Origin of the sequence: Emticicia sp. 17c, from assembly GCF_037153985.1 — a bacterium.
In the GTDB taxonomy this organism is placed as follows: Bacteria; Bacteroidota; Bacteroidia; order Cytophagales; family Spirosomataceae; genus Emticicia.
On sequence record NZ_JBBAYI010000003.1, the window covers coordinates 238,237 to 253,941 of the forward strand.

Genomic DNA, 15,705 nt, shown 5'->3' on the forward strand with positions numbered 1-15,705 from the left:
AAAGGAATATGAAGAAAATTCTGTTAATAGAAGACAATGCCGAAATCAGAGAAAATACCTGTGAAATTCTGGAATTGGATGGGTATGAAGTAGTAGCAGCCGAAAACGGTAAAGTTGGAGTTGACCTTGCCATAAAGGAACTCCCTGACCTTATTATCTGCGATATTATGATGCCTGTGCTAGATGGATATGGGGTATTGCATTTGCTTTCAAAACAGGAAAAAACAGCGGGTATTCCTTTTATTTTTTTAACTGCCAAAGCCGAGCGTTCCGATTTCAGAAAAGGCATGGAAATGGGTGCCGACGATTATATAACAAAGCCTTTCGATGATGTTGAATTATTGAGTGCCATTGAAAGCCGTTTAAGAAAGAAAGAAATTTCGAAAAAAAAATATAGCCAGGATATTACCGGACTTGACCAACTCATTATTGATGCGAACGGCGAACAGGAACTAAAGAAGCTAACTGAAAACAGGGAAATAAGGTATTTCAAGAAAAAAACCGAAATCTATCGCGAAGGCGATTTCCCGCTTTATTTATACTACGTACAAAAAGGAAAAGTAAAAGCCTTTAAAACGAACGATGACGGCAAAGAGTTTATCGTAAACCTCTATAATACTGGTGATTTTTTGGGTTATGTAGACTTAATTCATGACACTAATTTTTCTGAAACAGCCGAAACATTAGAAGAAGCCGAAATCTGCCTTATTCCTAAGAAAGATTTTAATAATTTATTACTGCAAAACACTCAGGTGGCTCAGAAGTTTATTCAGTTACTCTCAAAAAATATCAAAGAGAACGAAGAACACTTGTTAAAACTAGCCTATAATTCGGTGAGAAAAAGGGTTTCAGAGGCCTTGTTACGTTTTCACCAGAGTACTCCTGCCCCTATGAAAATCAGTCGGGAAGACTTAGCAAGTGCTGCCGGCACTTCACTCGAAACAGCCATTCGTACTTTATCAGATTTTAAAGACGAAAAACTGATTGAAATTGAATCGGGCAAAATTTCCATTCTAAATGCCGATAAGTTAAAAAAGCTAAGAAATTAGCAAATATGACATTCATCATATTTCTTTTTTTGCTTCAACATTACCTTTGAAACAAAAAAAGATGCTAATGACACGAACAGAACTTATTGAGAAATACAACACCTCAGCTCCTAGATACACGAGTTATCCGACCGTACCTTTTTGGAAAAACGATACTTTTACAGAAGCTCAATGGAAAGAAAGTTTTATCAGAACTTATAAAAACGAGAAAAAACTAAGCCTTTACATTCATCTTCCTTTCTGTGAGAGCATGTGTACTTTCTGCGCTTGTCATAAACGCATTACTTTAAACCACCAATTTGAAGTTCCTTATATTGAAGCTATCTTAAGAGAGTGGCAGTTGTATCGTAACCTTCTCAGGGAAATTCCGGTAATTGAAGAAATTCATCTGGGCGGTGGTACACCTAGTTTCTTTTCGCCTGAAAACCTCAAAGACCTGATTGAGGGTATTTTGTCAGGTTCAAAAATAAGCGAAAAACACGAGTTCAGCTTTGAAGGCCACCCTAACAATACTTCCGAAGAACATCTCAAAACTTTGTATGATTTGGGTTTTCGTCGGGTAAGTTTTGGCGTGCAAGACTATGACCATACCGTTCAGGTAGCCATTAACAGACTTCAACCTTTCGAGAATGTGAAGAAAGTTACTGAACTTGCCCGTGCTATTGGTTATACTTCTATTAGCCATGACCTTGTTTATGGTTTGCCTTTTCAGAACGAAGAACAATTTGAAAAAACAATCAGAAAAACCATAGAACTATCTCCAGACAGGCTCTCTCTTTACTCTTATGCTCATGTACCGTGGTTAAAAGGAAATGGTCAAAGAGGTTTCGATGAAAACAACCTACCCAATGCAGCCACTAAAAGAGCCTTGTATGAGCTAGGTAGAAAGATTTTTGAAGAAAATGGTTACTATGAAATAGGCATGGACCACTTTGCCAGACCTACCGACTCGCTATTTATAGCTAGCGAAAATGGTATGCTTAACCGAAATTTCATGGGCTATACTACTACGCAATCGAAATGTATGCTTGGATTAGGTGTATCGGCCATAAGCGATAGCTGGACGGCCCTGTCTCAGAATACCAAAAGCCTCGACGAATACCTTCATCTGACCAAAAATAATATATTCCCATTGTTAAGAGGGCACATACAATCGGAAGAAGATTTAAATCTGAGAAACCACATACAAAACCTAATGTGCAGGTTTGAAACTGAATTGTCTATTGATATGCTCGATAATGAGCAGCTTAATCAATTACTGGCATTACAACAAGATGACATAATAACATTACAAGACAATAAGATTAAGGTTACGCCTGAAGGACGTGCATTTATACGCAATGTCTGTATTGTGTTTGATAAATACATTCGTCAGACTGGCAGTGTCACACAGAATACTTTTTCAAAAGCAATTTGAAATAAGTAGGTAATTAGCAAAAGTGTAAAATAAAAGAAGCGTCTCTTTGAGACGCTTCTTTATTTATTACCAATTCATTATTTCAATTAGTACTTGTATACACGTTTGGTGATTTGTTTTGTGCTTGTACGAATGCTGATGGTATACGTACCTTCAGTGAAGTTGCTCAAATCGAAACGGTATTCTGTTTGATTAGCATCTAATGCTGTTCTGAACACTTCTCTGTTCATTCTATCGATTATCGTTACTACACCTACTTGGTTCTGCATACTTTCAGGCAATACCACTTTTACTGCATCAGCAGTTGGGTTCGGGAATACCTGCCAGTTATCAGCCGCAGCAATATCTGTACTGATAAAGCCAGAAGTTGCCGCAGGAGTAGTAATAGTAGCAACATCAGACGCCACAGAACTACCTTTAGGGTTCACCGATTTTACACGATAATAATATTTGGTTTTTGCAGCTACTGTATTGTCAACATAAGTAAGAACGTTACGATTGGTTGAACCGATTTTTGTAAAGTCTGTACCATTTGTAGAACGTTCAATATCGAATGATTCTTCTTTGTTTGAATCATCAAGCCATTTTAATGTTACGGCAGTAGCCGTAGCAGAGGCTTTAAGACCAAATGGTTTGTTAGGAACCGCTGTATAGAAAGTAGTAATACTTGTTACTTCGCTGTATTTAGAGTCACCGTATTTATTAGTGGCTTTAATACGGAAGAAATAAGTAACACCTTCTTCGAAAGGAATACTTACTGCCGAAGTATAGTTAGCAACCAGATTAGCTGTAAGCAAATTAGTTGTAAAATTAACATCGGTTGCTCTTTCAAGCGTAAAATAATCTTCATCGTCTGAGTTGTCAGTCCAGTTTACCGACATAATATCATGGCCGAGACTATCTTTAGCTGCAGTTGCCATCAGGTTAGAAGGAGCATAAGGTGCGCCTAAAGAAGTTACCGCCACTACGTTTGAATAATCTGACCGACCAAATTCGTTAGTAGTTATTACTTTATACCAGTATTTGGTTTTGGCTTTAGTTGTACTATCGATGTAAGTATAATATTGTGCTGGAATATACCCAATCGGTAAAAAGCCATCTGTTGCACTTACTTCAGAACGGTAAATTTCTGTTGTTTTAGGCACATCATATTCACCATATATACGATTCGACCAGTTCAGGTCAATTCTTGTAGGTGCTTTTGGTGTAGCAGCTAAGTCATAAGGCGATGGCGGAGCCACTCTCTTTTTAGTTGCAATAGTTAATATATTTGAGTAAGCACTTGAACCTCCCGCGTTTGTTGCTTTTACTCTATAATAATATGTTACACCTTCAAGAAGATTTTTATCAGTAAAATAGCCTGTGTTTGCAAACCATGTATTTGTCAATACGGTCCAGAAATTACGGTCAGTTGAGCGTTCAATTACAAAATACTGCTCGTTTGTTGAAGTATCCCACCAAAGTAAATCAATTGTGCTGATTGTCTGGTTAGGTGATTGCAACAACTGTGGTGCTGATGGCGGGTCAGGTAATGTTCTGAATAAGCCTGAATTAGCACCAATGATTGAGTAGTCTGTTACGTTAAACGAGAATACACGATACTCATACAACAATTCTGGTTGTAAGCCTGTATCTACAAATTGTACTCTACTACCAATACCTGGTGAAGCTGGTATAGTTGCAAGGTCAACAAAAGGGCCGCCTTCAAACGAACGTTGAATAAGGAAACCTTGTTCGTCGTTTGAGGTATCGGTGAAAACTAAAGTAGCTTTTCTTTGTGCATATGTAGATACCACCGCATTTGAAGGAGGATTCGGACGATTAGGGTTAGTTGTAACCGTAATAATATTACTCCAGCAAGAATAAAGGTCTGCTGGGTCCTCCGTAACTGTTGTAATAGAAGTTGTACAACCTACAAATGTAGTTGGGCCTGCACCTGCTTTAACTGCTCTTACTGCAAACCAGTATTGGGTGCCAGGTTGAAGGTCCGTAAGTTGAATGTTGCCGTATGGGCCCAAGTTAGCACCTGCGTTAACTATACCGAAGTTAACACCATCAGTTGAAATTGCTACTTGGAACGATGTTTCGTCAGAAGTGTTGTCACGCCAGAAAATATTTAAGCGAGTTCCTGTACCACCAACAAAATTCTTATTGAGTTCTGTTGGAGTTGGCAATGTTGCTGGACCTGGGATTGTAATGGAACTAGGAGCGTTTTCTGTTGAGTTTTCCCTCTCTTTAGCCTCTACTTTCCAAAAAGCAATCATCAACAAAAATAAAGATAGAAAATAATTTTTTCTCATAGCTAAACTATTTTAGTTTCAAATGGGAGGAATTTCTTTTTTGTAAATATATAAGTTTTTATTGATTATAGATACATTTTCAGTTATGAAAATTATTTTACGGTAAGGATTTATTTTAATGGCACGAGTTATGCTGTGCCCAAACACTTGATTATCAATAACACCGAGAATATTATTAATTAAAAATAATTTTTATGGCATAAAATTAAAATTTACTTAATGGCAATGACCGAAATCTCTACGTTTACATCCTTCGGCAGGCGAGCTACCTGCACGGTTTCGCGGGCTGGTGGAGCCGAAGTAAAATAACTACCATACACTTCGTTGACCGTTGCGAAATCATCCATATTTTTCAGAAAAATACTTGATTTTACGATATTTGTGTAGTCCATGCCGGCTTCTGCCAGAATATGGCCAATGTTCTCCATAATTTTCTGTGCCTCAGCTTTTATGTCTCCGGTAGAGGCAATTTCTAAGGCAATCTGCCCCGACACATAAAGCGTGTTTCCGGCTAAAACTGCTTGGCTGTATGGGCCAATAGCTGCGGGGGCTTTCTCTGTAAAAATAATCTGTTTCATATAAATCAAGTTTGTTGTTTTGTCAGGTATATGCCATCTTCTTCAATAGTAATCAGGCGTTGTTTATACAAGGCACCTACGGCTTTTTTAAAGGTTTTTTTACTCATTTCTAACTGATACATAATGTAGTTGGCATCACTTTTATCAGTTACATCCAGAAAACCCTCATTCTCTTTCAGTTTGGTCAGAATTCGCTCTGCATTCGGTTCTATATTTGCGTAGCCTTGTTTCTGAAGGCTGACATCAATTCTGTTATCTTCCCGTATATTCTTAACGTACCCTTTAATTTGGCTCCCCAGTTTTACGCGCTGAAAAATTTCATTTTCATAGATAAGCCCTTTATACCGATTATTAACTACTGCATTAAGCCCGAGGTTTGTTTCTTCAAAAATTAATAAATCTACCTCTTCTCCTGCTTCCAGCTCGATGTTTTCTTTTTCAAAAAACTTATTCACTTTGCATGACCCTACCAACCGTTCGGTTTCTTCATCCAGATACACATAAACAGCACACCATTCGCCGGTTGAAAGTTTCCTGTTCTGCTCTTTAAAAGGCACAAAAAGGTCTTTTTCAAGCCCCCAGTCAAGAAAAGCACCTATGGCAGTTACGGCCATTACCTGTAAATAAGCAAACTGGTTTAACTGTACTTTGGGTTCGAGGGTAGTAGCAATTATTCGGTCTTCTGAGTCTTTGTAGATAAACACTTCGATGGTATCACCCACAATTGCGTCATCTGGAATATATTTTTTAGGCAGAAGCACATCGTTGCCTTCTTTATCTCCTAAATACATGCCTACGCTTGTGCCACGAAGAATTTTTAAAGTATTTTTGACTCCAAGTTTAAGCATAACGTGCAGAATTATCTGTGATTTAAAGGTGTGAAAAAGAACAAATCAGGGTACCCAATAGTAAGGATTACCTATTTCGTCGAAAACCAGATTGTTAAGAACCCCCAGATTCAGGCTGCCATCCGCCGAAAAAGTTTTCCCTTCAAAAATCTGGCTTATTTCTTCGGCGCATACTTTCCTGTAAATAGGTTTCAGGGTACCTCCGAACTCTCCTGCATTTACTGACGGATTCCACTGGTATCGGGGTTGCACCCATGTTCCTCTCGGAGCCATCATCGGAGGGGGTATACTCCTGCCTCTGAAATCTATTTCATCAGGGTGGTCAAGCCCTAATGAATGCCCAAACTCATGGGCTGCCGTTGTTGATTCTCCGAGGTTATCGCTAATGAGCCAATGCCCAACATTACTTCCCAATTCATGGCCCATAAAAGAGCGTTGAATGGTGTTTTCCTTTTCTATTCTGATAAAATTATTTTCATAACTGGTATTATCAAGTACCAAGTCAAATACCTCATCGAGCGTTACTATGAACGAACTTATCTGAAACTTTACAGCATACAGCGTGCCTTCGCCATTAGCATTTTTTATGTTTATATGCCCCTTTGCTTCGTTGAACTGCGTCGAAATCTCATCTACAATTTTAGCCGCAATTATTTCATCTGCGCAGTTTCCATAAAAAAAGAGCTTGGCAGATACCAGAATTTCGCTGGTACTATGGTTAATAACGGCGACAGCAGCCATGTTTTTCAGACAGTAGCACGTTGTAAAATCAATTCTTTTACTTTACGGGCATCACTTTTAGAGAAATTCTCAATAATAATTTCGTGTTCACGGGCTCGTGCTTTGATACGAATGGTTGAAAAAAACATACCCGATTCTATTTCTACACCTGCTATATCGTTATAAAAAACAAAGTTTTCAGAACTACTAAAAACTTTTCTTGCTCTGAAAGTCACTCCTTTTTCGTTGAAAATGACCTCGTCAGGCAAAAACGGATTTTTAAGGGTACTTGCTGTGAATCGTTCATTCATGGGAATTATCGGTTAGTGAGTTAACGTAAGCCCGTCAGAAAGGCACATAAACTACTTTTTTGGTTTCAAAAAATTCTTCTTCAAAATAATCGGCAAGGTTATATAGCTTATATTTCTTACCAAATTCCTGTAACTCTTCGTCCAAATCACCGCCTTTCAGGTACAGAATACCATTTTTCAAATCGTTAAACTGATTTCTGGTAACTTTATCTTGCACCCATCCGTAAAAAGGTTTCAGGCGTGTTACGGCACGGCTTATAATAAAATCAAAATCTGAGGCCACATTTTCGGCCCTTTCATGTTGCGCAGTAAGGTTTTTAAGCCCAAGTGCCTGTGATACCTCGGTTACAACCTTGATTTTTTTTCCGATAGAATCTACTAAATGAAACTGGCATTCTGGAAACATAATTGCCAGCGGAATCCCCGGAAACCCGCCACCTGTGCCTACATCTAAAATTTCTGTTCCATGCCTGAAATTAATTACTTTAGCAATGCCTAATGAATGAAGCACGTGCTTTTCATAAAGATTTTCAATATCCTGCCTTGAAATAACGTTAATCTGGCTATTCCAAAAACTATATAGGTCTTGTAATTGTTCAAACTGCCCACGCTGTTTTTCGGTAAGCGTCGGAAAGTACTTGTTTAATATATCTATTTTTGTTGACATATCTGATTTTTATAAACCTGATTTCTGGCTTACCTCCACTTAATTTTTTTAGGATTTGAAAAGATAGTAATAACCCCAAAAACCAGATAATATCCTGCATAGAGCAAATCGTAATAAGGAATCTTAAAAGAACTAATAGTACTGTTAAGTTTTTTGTTAGCTTTTGCCAGCACTATCCACCTGATTACCAGCCAGAACACAAAAACACCTGTAATTAAACGCATCCAGTCATTATATGGGTAAAAATCCTGAAGGTTATTGTTGTCGAGCCATTCAGTTGGGATTCTAGACCACTCTGGGGCTTCAAACCAATCTGGTTTAATAAAGAATGTTGGTAACAACATAAACCAGCACATTAGTTGGCTAAACGCCAGCAATGCCAGTAAAAACTTATCTCTGAACTTATAACGTTTACCTACCGATAAATGACGGCGTTTCTGACGAACCCAGTCTTTCCATGTTTTTTTGGGTTCAGAAATGGTGTGTGCATCGGAGTTGATACAAACGGCCACGTTCTGGCCATTTGAAACCTCATTTACAAAAAGGTCGTCGTCACCACCCAGTAATTCATAATGACTATTAAACCCGTTCGATGACCAGAACAGTTTTTTCCGGTACATCAGGTTACGGCCAACACCCATATAAGGAATCTTTGAAAGCGCAAAAGAAAAATATTGTAGGGCGGTCTGAAAAGTTTCGTAGCGAATCAATGAGTTAAGCCTTGAATCTTCAAAAGAATATGGCGAAAAGCCCAAAACGATCTGCTTTTCTTGTGTTAGTTGTGCTACCATTGTGGCAATCCATTGGTCACTTGTAGGGCGGCAATCGGCATCGGTCAAAAGAATCACTTCTTTTTTTGCTTTTTTAATACCCATAGTTACAGCATATTTTTTTGCTGTAAAGTGTGTAGGCAACGACTCAATTCTGACAAAATTAACTTTTGAGTAACCCCCTTCATTAAATAGCAGGTAATCATACGTGCCATCGTGCGAGCGGTCGTCGGCCACTACTATTTCAAAATCCGGATACTCTTGTGCCTCAAGCATCGGTAACAATTCTTTCAGATTGTCAAGCTCATTCCATGCTGCAACAATTACTGAAACACCGGGTTTCTCTTCTGAGTCCGCTTCTGGTTCATGATCCTGATGCGATAATAAGCTGGGGAAAATACCCAATATGAATACAAGTTGGATAAAAACAGCAGCAAAAAAAAGAATCGGTAGTAAATAGTGCCAAAACACCATGTATCAAGAGTTTAGGTTTAAAAGTGTGCAAAGATACAAATTCTTTATATCTACAAATCTAAATAATTAAATGATTTCAGTTACGATATTGTAAATTCGGTCAGTTTTAGTAACGTTTTATTGCTTGGTTTATCGGCTAGTCGAATAATGGCCAGTTAGCCCCTACAAAGAAAGTTCTTCTCAAACCCGGATAAACAGGGCCTACATAGTATCCGTTTTCAGGGAAACCCTGATTCACATGGGCAAATTTAAAGAAAAGCCGTACATTACTGATTTTCATATCAGCAAAAACATCAACTACCGGATACCCCCACACCTTTACGTCGTCCTGCAAATAAAACTGGCGGGTTAGGGGCATGTAATTGTCTGCTTTGTAGGCCGACCTGTAATAAATTTCCAAACCTGTATTAATACTTAATTTTTTAGCATATAAAAACTCGTAGGCAATTGTTGTGTTGTTAGCGATGAGTGGCATCCTCAGAATAGCTTCTTCGGTTGTTTTAGCTATTTGTATTTCGTTAGCCAGCAAGATTTTCTTCCAGCGATACTCAACTTTCAGGCTACCTCTGAAAGTATGTACATCATACGAAGATTGCTGCACTTGTGCATTCTGGTCATAATAAATGTAATTCTTAATTAATGAATAATGCAAGGATGGAGCCAACAGGAATCTGTTTCTCCTAATCGTAGTAGTAGCGTATAAATTATTTGAAAACTGATTATTAAGACTTTTGCTCCAAGTATAAGCTGCGCTCATGAAGCGTTCGTCGAGAATATAAGCAGGCGTTGACAACTGAGAAAAACCGGCCGTTAACTTGGGGCTTATATATTCGGCTTTCAGTTTAAAGTTTCCGTTTGTACCTATCTCAAGCTCGGCGTAGGCTCGTTTAAGGCTATCAGGAAAAAAATAATTAGCCCATGCTCCTGCCAGAATCTCATTTTTAAGTTTCAAACGAAAATCATTCCCGAAATTAGAAGTAAGGTTATATAAACGATTACGCAGATGAAGCCTGTATGCAAAGCCTCGATAAATTCCTTTAATACCGAATCTGTTTTCGATAAGGCGATACCGCAAAGCTAAAGACAAAGTATCTTTCATGGCTTTAATAGCAATGGTATCAGTCGGAACAGGAATCTTGTAAAAATCGGCACCATTTCCACTTAATAAATCCTTTTTATAGGTATAATCGTTGTAATAATCGATTCTCCGTTGGTAATCGAGAATATGATAAACCTGAAACTCATCCGTCAGTTTATATTGGTGGTAGATATGAAATTCATTACGCCAGTCACGCGAAGCAGCATTTGATAAACGTCCAAGATAATTTTTATAATTATTCAGGCTTTCGACCGGAACAAACTTATTGATAGTATCATTGAGTGGTTTGATACCTCCTAGTTCAGTAGGGGCATGATTGAAATGGTTATAAGTAGCCAGAAAAATATATTTTCCATTTTTCGACTCATAATTGGTATTAGCAATTACGGCCCAACTATCTACGAGTCGTTCTTCGCGGGTTTGTGGCGCACCATATTGTTTTGACGAAGTAAGGCGATGTGCATCGAATGTTATATTCCAGCGTGGCTTTATATTCTGAGAATGCGTAAAGTTTACAAGCATGGTTCCCCCACCCGACTGCGTATAAAACATATTAGTATACGGCGACTTTGTGTTGTAATATTTGGCTTTACGGGCATCAAGGGCATAGAATCCGTAAGTAGTAAAACCCAGTTGCGTGCTAACATCCTGATTAGGCTCGAAAAAGAGAGGTTTTATGGCTGTACCGATGTTTCCTAAATCCTGATAAAACCACCCATTTTTTAAACTACGATTGAATAAATGAAAACCTTCCAATGTTGAGTCAGGATTGTAATAGATTTTACGGTTATTCAGGATATCCTCTTCAAGAATATAACGTGTAGTTTTAAGGCTATACACTTGTCGGGTAGAATCGTCAAGGATTTGAGCATGGCATAAACCGTAAAAAAATGCTAATAAGAGTGTAGTAAATATTTTTTTTATGCTCATGTTCCGCCAATACTATAAAAACGTTGCAATTTACGCCAAATCTTCGGATTTTAGGCAATCAAATACTTAATAGTTCTTAAAAAGTGACGCATTTTAAGGAAGCAAAACTTTCAACGCTAAAAAAGCGTTTATCTATATATACAAGAGGTTAAATCATTATTAGCATGCAAGGTTTCCGTTTTTCAGAATTTAAACCCGAAATGAAGGGGCAGAATAAGTTTGAGCAATTGCTCAATATTTTTCAACAATTATTACTTATTACCTCAGGAGATGTGGGCCAGGCCTTAAGTTATATGAGCGACCTTGACCGCCAGTATCAACTTACTGACGATAATTATGGCATGGCTGATTTTATTGATGACCTGAAAAAGAAAGGCTACATTACAGACGAAAATCAGGAAGGGCAGCAATATAGAATGACAGCCAAGAGTGAGCAGAGTATCAGAAAACAATCGCTAGATGAGATTTTCGGGAAGCTAAAACGCACAAAATCGAGCGGTAGCCATCATACACCTTATACGGGTGTTGGTGATGAGCTGAGTAGTGATGTGAGGGCCTTTCAGTTTGGTGATTCGCTGGAACAGATTTCAATGACTGAATCGTTGAAAAATGCTCAGATTAACAGCGGCATTGATGATTTTATGCTTCTTGAAAGCGATTTGGAAGTGATAGACAGGGAATCAAAAATACAAACCTCAACTGTATTAATGATAGATATTTCGCACTCAATGATTCTTTATGGTGAAGACCGCATTACACCTGCCAAAAAGGTAGCATTGGCTTTAGCAGAACTGATTCGGACGAAATATCCGAAAGATACCCTTGATATTCTTGTATTTGGGAACGACGCATGGCAGATTCAGCTCAAAGATATTCCATATCTGGAGGTAGGCCCGTATCATACCAACACCGTTGCTGGTTTAGAATTGGCTATGGATTTACTGCGCCGTAGAAAAACTAAAAACAAGCAGGTTTTTATGATAACCGATGGTAAACCAACCTGCCTAAAAGAAGGCATCAGGTATTATAAAAACAGTTTCGGGCTCGACCGTAAAATTGTTAATAAAACCCTGACTATTGCGGCACAAGCGCGCCGGATGGATATTCCGATTACTACTTTCATGATTGCCTCTGACCCTTACCTGAAACAATTTGTGCAACAGTTTACACAGGTAAATAATGGCCGTGCTTATTATAGCAACCTGAATGGTTTGGGAGGGTTTGTTTTGGAGGACTTCCAGCGAAACCGCCGTAAAAACATAAAATAATTGAGACAACCAGCTTTAATATGAATAAAAAAGAGCGTTACAAAGCCCTGATAAACTACTTTACCGAACATTATCCTGAAGCACAGACCGAACTTAATTACACGAACCCTTATGAGTTACTTGTGGCTGTTATTTTGTCGGCACAATGTACTGATAAGCGCGTGAACATGATTACCCCGAAACTTTTTGAGCGTTTTCCGACACCCGAAAGTCTGGCCGCTTCTACGGCAGAAGAAGTATTTGAGTATATCAGAAGCGTGAGTTACCCCAACAACAAAAGTAAGCATCTGGTAGGAATGGCGCGTATGCTGATACATGAGTATCATTCAGAAGTACCTAACACAATTGAAGATTTGCAACGGATGCCGGGGGTAGGCCGTAAAACGGCTAATGTAATTGTATCGGTCATTTATAACCAGCCCGCTATGGCTGTTGATACCCATGTGTTTCGCACTTCGCATCGGCTAGGTCTAGTGCCTAAAACGGCTAAAAGTGCCTTACTGGTTGAGAAAGAACTGGTAAAGTATATTCCTAAAGATAAAATTGCCGTAGCTCATCACTGGCTTATTTTGCATGGCAGGTATATATGTATTGCCCGCACTCCTAAATGTGGAGAGTGCAACCTGAAAGGTTTTTGTCTGGCTTATGAAAAAGGTGATTTCAAAACTCCGTCGCTCTGATAATGGAAATCAAACAACTAATGAAAAACTTTGCCCACAGAGGCAAAGTTGAATGGCTTAGTTATCGCCCGGGGCCTACTTCAAGAGGGCCATTACTAGTAGCTGATATGCTTGAAGTGACTGAAAAGAAAGGCATTGTGGGAGACCGTTACAGAGGAACGGCCCGCAACCGTCAGGTTACTATTATTCAGGCCGAACATATTGAAGCAGTGGCAAAAATATTGCACAAAGAAACCATCGACCCAGCTTTACTCCGCCGAAACATAGTGGTATCAGGCATTAATCTGTTGGCCTTAAACGATACTACTTTCCAGATTGGAGATGCCGTGCTGAAAATGACGGGTTATTGCCACCCATGCAGCCGTATGGAAGAGAATCTGGGCATAGGTGGTTACAATGCCATGAGGGGCCACGGTGGCATTACCTGTATGGTTATTAAAGGTGGAACCATCAAATTAGGCGACGAGGTTATTCCTATCTGACGGGCATCAGCCTCCGGCTTTTTTAGCTTTATAACCTTCTTTCAGCAAGAAAGCCAGAATTTTATCACGGTGGTCGCCCTGTAATAGAATTTCGCCATCTTTGGCAGTTCCGCCACTTCCGCAAAGGGTTTGGAGTTTTTTTCTCAGATTCTGCAAATCATCATCTGTGGCTATAATACCCTCTACCCTACTTACTACTTTATTTCCGCCTTTTCTGTCTAACCATATTTTCAGATTTTGTTTCGACGCCGGCAGGGTTTCAATTTCGTTTGCTTCTCCAAAATTAAATTCAAAATCAGGGTTAGTCGAATAAACTATTCCCTCTCTATGTTTTTTATTTTTCATACGAGTACATTCAGGCTTTTTTCTGCAATACTTATATTCAGTTCATTGGCTGATAATTGCAGAGGTTCTCCATCATAATGAATCAACAGGTTTTCGGTGCTTGTCAGTTTAAATTTTGTACTTCTGTATGCCTCTGCGTATACCGACTCATGGATTGTCTTGTTAAATAATTTGGTTACCACAGAGGGCACTTCCCATAAAGGTAATGGATTCAGCAATGTACAATCAATAAAGCCATCGTCAATGGCTGCAACAGGAGTAATAAAAGCATTGTTACCGAATTGTCGGGCATTACCAAAGGTAATACTGAACACTTCATAATCGTTTCCTCCGAAATTACATTTTAAAGGTTTATAGGCCCAGAACTCTCTAAAACCCACTTTTACATAATTAATGAGGCCACGCCCTTTTACTCTCGAAAAAACATCGGCGCAATGGGCATCGAATCCTACGCCTGCGGTACAGAAAAAAGGAATGCCATTTATATAGCAAGTATCAATTTTTCTGACAGTTGCCTCATTGAGCCTCTGTATTACTTTTGAGGCTTGCATCGGGATTCCTAGCTCTCTGGCCAAGCCATTGCCCGACCCCATTGGCATAATACCCAAAGCAGTTTGTGTATTAACCAATGCCTTCGCGGTTTCGTTTACAGTACCGTCTCCACCCATAGCTACCACATAAGGCACTTTTTTTTCGGCAGCTTCGTGTGCCAGTTCGGTAGCATGACCTGCCGCTTTGGTTTCTATTATGCTGGCTACATATCTTTTTTTATCAAGTTGGTTTTCGATAAGCCCTACTATGGCCTTATGATTTTTCTTCCTTCCAGAAAATGGATTAACTACAAACCAGATTTCTTGCTTGTTCACGAATATTCAAATAAATTTATACCTTCGTACAAAGATAATCATTTCAAAAGAAAACCTTTTATCTTATTAAAATACCACCGTTCATCTTTATTTAACTAACTAAACTATTCAATATGAGAGCAGTACTGGCATTTATTGTATGTTTGTTTTTTTCTGCACAAATTTATGCGCAAACAGCCAAAGCCCGCAAAGAAGTATTACAAGTGCTGGAACGCCAGAATGAAAACTGGAATAAAGGTGATATTGCTGCTTTTATGGAAGACTACTGGAAGTCGGACTCTTTGATGTTTATTAGCAAAACAGGTGTAATTTATGGCTGGAAAGCCACCTTAGAAAGATATTATAAAAGCTACCCAGACGTGCAAACGATGGGTAAGCTAAAATTTGATATTCAGAAAACCGACTTTTATTCGCCCACAACCTGCTGGGTGCTGGGTAAATGGCATTTAACCAGACCCGAAAAAGGCGATGCCGGAGGTTACTTTACCTTAGTACTAAAGAAGATAAAGGGCAAATGGCTCATTGTTTCGGACCATACCAGTTAATTAAGCCCGCTTTTGAATTTTGAAACAGTGAGTAGAAAAACGTCTTTCCTACGGCGAGAAAGGCTTACCTGATGTTCGTTGTGGACTTTTACCAGCAAACCTTCATGAATCTGATAACCTGTTACATGGTGTAAATTAACCATGTAAGATTTATGTGTACGAAAGAAATCATGGTTGATGAAATCTTTTTCGAGTTCTTTTAAAGTTTTGGAGACTATAACTTTTTCACCGTCCTGCAAAAAAACTTCTGTATAGTTAACATCAGCTTTCAAAAAAAGTACTTCAGAGGGGGTAACTTTCTTTTTACCAGCCAGCTTGATTGTTTCAGTTGTGTATAGCTTTGTTTCCATCAGAAT

At 38.8% G+C, this 15,705-nt stretch carries 17 protein-coding genes; 6 read left to right on the forward strand and 11 right to left on the reverse strand.

The genetic code is table 11. The features are described from left to right. Positions 1-8 precede the first annotated feature (8 nt). Entirely contained in the window at positions 9-1,049 is a 1,041-nt protein-coding gene (locus WAA15_RS08765; protein ID WP_337042352.1) for a response regulator, read from the forward strand. A gap of 67 nt (positions 1,050-1,116) precedes the next feature. Next, positions 1,117-2,466, forward strand: a complete 1,350-nt coding sequence (gene hemN, locus WAA15_RS08770) for an oxygen-independent coproporphyrinogen III oxidase (protein ID WP_337042353.1) — start codon at positions 1,117-1,119, stop codon at positions 2,464-2,466. Positions 2,467-2,552: 86 nt separating this feature from the next. On the opposite strand, the gene WAA15_RS08775 is transcribed toward hemN, so the two are convergent. The 8 genes from WAA15_RS08775 to WAA15_RS08810 all read right to left on the reverse strand — a co-directional run bounded on the left by WAA15_RS08775 (position 2,553) and on the right by WAA15_RS08810 (position 11,163). Beyond that, on the reverse strand, positions 2,553-4,766 hold the full coding sequence (locus WAA15_RS08775; RefSeq protein ID WP_337042354.1) for a T9SS type A sorting domain-containing protein: 2,214 nt from the start codon (positions 4,764-4,766) through the stop codon (positions 2,553-2,555). A gap of 212 nt (positions 4,767-4,978) precedes the next feature. Continuing rightward, complete coding sequence (locus WAA15_RS08780; protein WP_337042355.1) at positions 4,979-5,344, reverse strand: Rid family detoxifying hydrolase; 366 nt, start codon at positions 5,342-5,344, stop codon at positions 4,979-4,981. 5 nt (positions 5,345-5,349) lie between these two features. Continuing rightward, a complete protein-coding gene (locus WAA15_RS08785) occupies positions 5,350-6,192 on the reverse strand; it encodes a CvfB family protein (protein ID WP_337042356.1) in 843 nt (280 codons plus the stop codon). Positions 6,193-6,237: 45 nt separating this feature from the next. Continuing rightward, complete coding sequence (locus WAA15_RS08790) at positions 6,238-6,933, reverse strand: hypothetical protein (RefSeq protein ID WP_337042357.1); 696 nt, start codon at positions 6,931-6,933, stop codon at positions 6,238-6,240. A gap of 5 nt (positions 6,934-6,938) precedes the next feature. Further along, a complete protein-coding gene (locus WAA15_RS08795; RefSeq protein ID WP_337042358.1) occupies positions 6,939-7,223 on the reverse strand; it encodes a hypothetical protein in 285 nt (94 codons plus the stop codon). A gap of 34 nt (positions 7,224-7,257) precedes the next feature. Then, a complete protein-coding gene (gene rsmG, locus WAA15_RS08800) occupies positions 7,258-7,890 on the reverse strand; it encodes a 16S rRNA (guanine(527)-N(7))-methyltransferase RsmG (RefSeq protein WP_337042359.1) in 633 nt (210 codons plus the stop codon). 29 nt (positions 7,891-7,919) lie between these two features. Next, a complete protein-coding gene (locus tag WAA15_RS08805) occupies positions 7,920-9,134 on the reverse strand; it encodes a glycosyltransferase (protein WP_337042360.1) in 1,215 nt (404 codons plus the stop codon). Between the two features lie 136 nt (positions 9,135-9,270). Then, a complete protein-coding gene (locus WAA15_RS08810; protein WP_337042361.1) occupies positions 9,271-11,163 on the reverse strand; it encodes a putative porin in 1,893 nt (630 codons plus the stop codon). 164 nt (positions 11,164-11,327) lie between these two features. Between WAA15_RS08810 and WAA15_RS08815 the strand changes: the two genes are divergently transcribed. From WAA15_RS08815 to WAA15_RS08825, 3 genes are read left to right on the forward strand one after another with little or no spacing between them, the layout of a single operon-like run. After that, positions 11,328-12,431 (forward strand): vWA domain-containing protein, encoded by a 1,104-nt coding sequence (locus WAA15_RS08815; protein WP_337042362.1) that lies wholly within the window; start codon positions 11,328-11,330, stop codon positions 12,429-12,431. Positions 12,432-12,451: 20 nt separating this feature from the next. After that, complete coding sequence (gene nth, locus WAA15_RS08820) at positions 12,452-13,111, forward strand: endonuclease III (RefSeq protein WP_337042363.1); 660 nt, start codon at positions 12,452-12,454, stop codon at positions 13,109-13,111. Between the two features lie 2 nt (positions 13,112-13,113). After that, positions 13,114-13,593 (forward strand): MOSC domain-containing protein, encoded by a 480-nt coding sequence (locus WAA15_RS08825; protein WP_337042364.1) that lies wholly within the window; start codon positions 13,114-13,116, stop codon positions 13,591-13,593. A 6-nt stretch (positions 13,594-13,599) separates the two neighbouring features. Here the strand turns inward: WAA15_RS08825 and WAA15_RS08830 are convergent, their stop codons facing one another. Further along, on the reverse strand, positions 13,600-13,938 hold the full coding sequence (locus tag WAA15_RS08830; protein WP_337042365.1) for a translation initiation factor: 339 nt from the start codon (positions 13,936-13,938) through the stop codon (positions 13,600-13,602). Next, positions 13,935-14,804, reverse strand: a complete 870-nt coding sequence (locus tag WAA15_RS08835) for a diacylglycerol/lipid kinase family protein (RefSeq protein ID WP_337042366.1) — start codon at positions 14,802-14,804, stop codon at positions 13,935-13,937. The genes WAA15_RS08830 and WAA15_RS08835 overlap by 4 nt, the downstream gene beginning before the upstream one ends. Before the next feature lie 113 nt (positions 14,805-14,917). On the opposite strand from WAA15_RS08835, the gene WAA15_RS08840 reads away from it, so the two are divergent. Beyond that, on the forward strand, positions 14,918-15,349 hold the full coding sequence (locus WAA15_RS08840; RefSeq protein ID WP_337042367.1) for a YybH family protein: 432 nt from the start codon (positions 14,918-14,920) through the stop codon (positions 15,347-15,349). Here the strand turns inward: WAA15_RS08840 and WAA15_RS08845 are convergent. Further along, a complete protein-coding gene (locus WAA15_RS08845) occupies positions 15,346-15,699 on the reverse strand; it encodes a LytR/AlgR family response regulator transcription factor (protein WP_337042368.1) in 354 nt (117 codons plus the stop codon). The genes WAA15_RS08840 and WAA15_RS08845 overlap by 4 nt on opposite strands. Positions 15,700-15,705: the final 6 nt, after the last annotated feature.

Coding starts and splice junctions, on each gene's coding strand:
- WAA15_RS08765 (WP_337042352.1), top strand. CDS start 9: ATGAAGAAAATTCTGTTAATAGAAGACAATGCCGAAATCAGAGAAAAT.
- hemN (WP_337042353.1), top strand. CDS start 1,117: ATGACACGAACAGAACTTATTGAGAAATACAACACCTCAGCTCCTAGA.
- WAA15_RS08775 (WP_337042354.1), bottom strand. CDS start 4,766: ATGAGAAAAAATTATTTTCTATCTTTATTTTTGTTGATGATTGCTTTT.
- WAA15_RS08780 (WP_337042355.1), bottom strand. CDS start 5,344: ATGAAACAGATTATTTTTACAGAGAAAGCCCCCGCAGCTATTGGCCCA.
- WAA15_RS08785 (WP_337042356.1), bottom strand. CDS start 6,192: ATGCTTAAACTTGGAGTCAAAAATACTTTAAAAATTCTTCGTGGCACA.
- WAA15_RS08790 (WP_337042357.1), bottom strand. CDS start 6,933: ATGGCTGCTGTCGCCGTTATTAACCATAGTACCAGCGAAATTCTGGTA.
- WAA15_RS08795 (WP_337042358.1), bottom strand. CDS start 7,223: ATGAATGAACGATTCACAGCAAGTACCCTTAAAAATCCGTTTTTGCCT.
- rsmG (WP_337042359.1), bottom strand. CDS start 7,890: ATGTCAACAAAAATAGATATATTAAACAAGTACTTTCCGACGCTTACC.
- WAA15_RS08805 (WP_337042360.1), bottom strand. CDS start 9,134: ATGGTGTTTTGGCACTATTTACTACCGATTCTTTTTTTTGCTGCTGTT.
- WAA15_RS08810 (WP_337042361.1), bottom strand. CDS start 11,163: ATGAGCATAAAAAAAATATTTACTACACTCTTATTAGCATTTTTTTAC.
- WAA15_RS08815 (WP_337042362.1), top strand. CDS start 11,328: ATGCAAGGTTTCCGTTTTTCAGAATTTAAACCCGAAATGAAGGGGCAG.
- nth (WP_337042363.1), top strand. CDS start 12,452: ATGAATAAAAAAGAGCGTTACAAAGCCCTGATAAACTACTTTACCGAA.
- WAA15_RS08825 (WP_337042364.1), top strand. CDS start 13,114: ATGGAAATCAAACAACTAATGAAAAACTTTGCCCACAGAGGCAAAGTT.
- WAA15_RS08830 (WP_337042365.1), bottom strand. CDS start 13,938: ATGAAAAATAAAAAACATAGAGAGGGAATAGTTTATTCGACTAACCCT.
- WAA15_RS08840 (WP_337042367.1), top strand. CDS start 14,918: ATGAGAGCAGTACTGGCATTTATTGTATGTTTGTTTTTTTCTGCACAA.
- WAA15_RS08845 (WP_337042368.1), bottom strand. CDS start 15,699: ATGGAAACAAAGCTATACACAACTGAAACAATCAAGCTGGCTGGTAAA.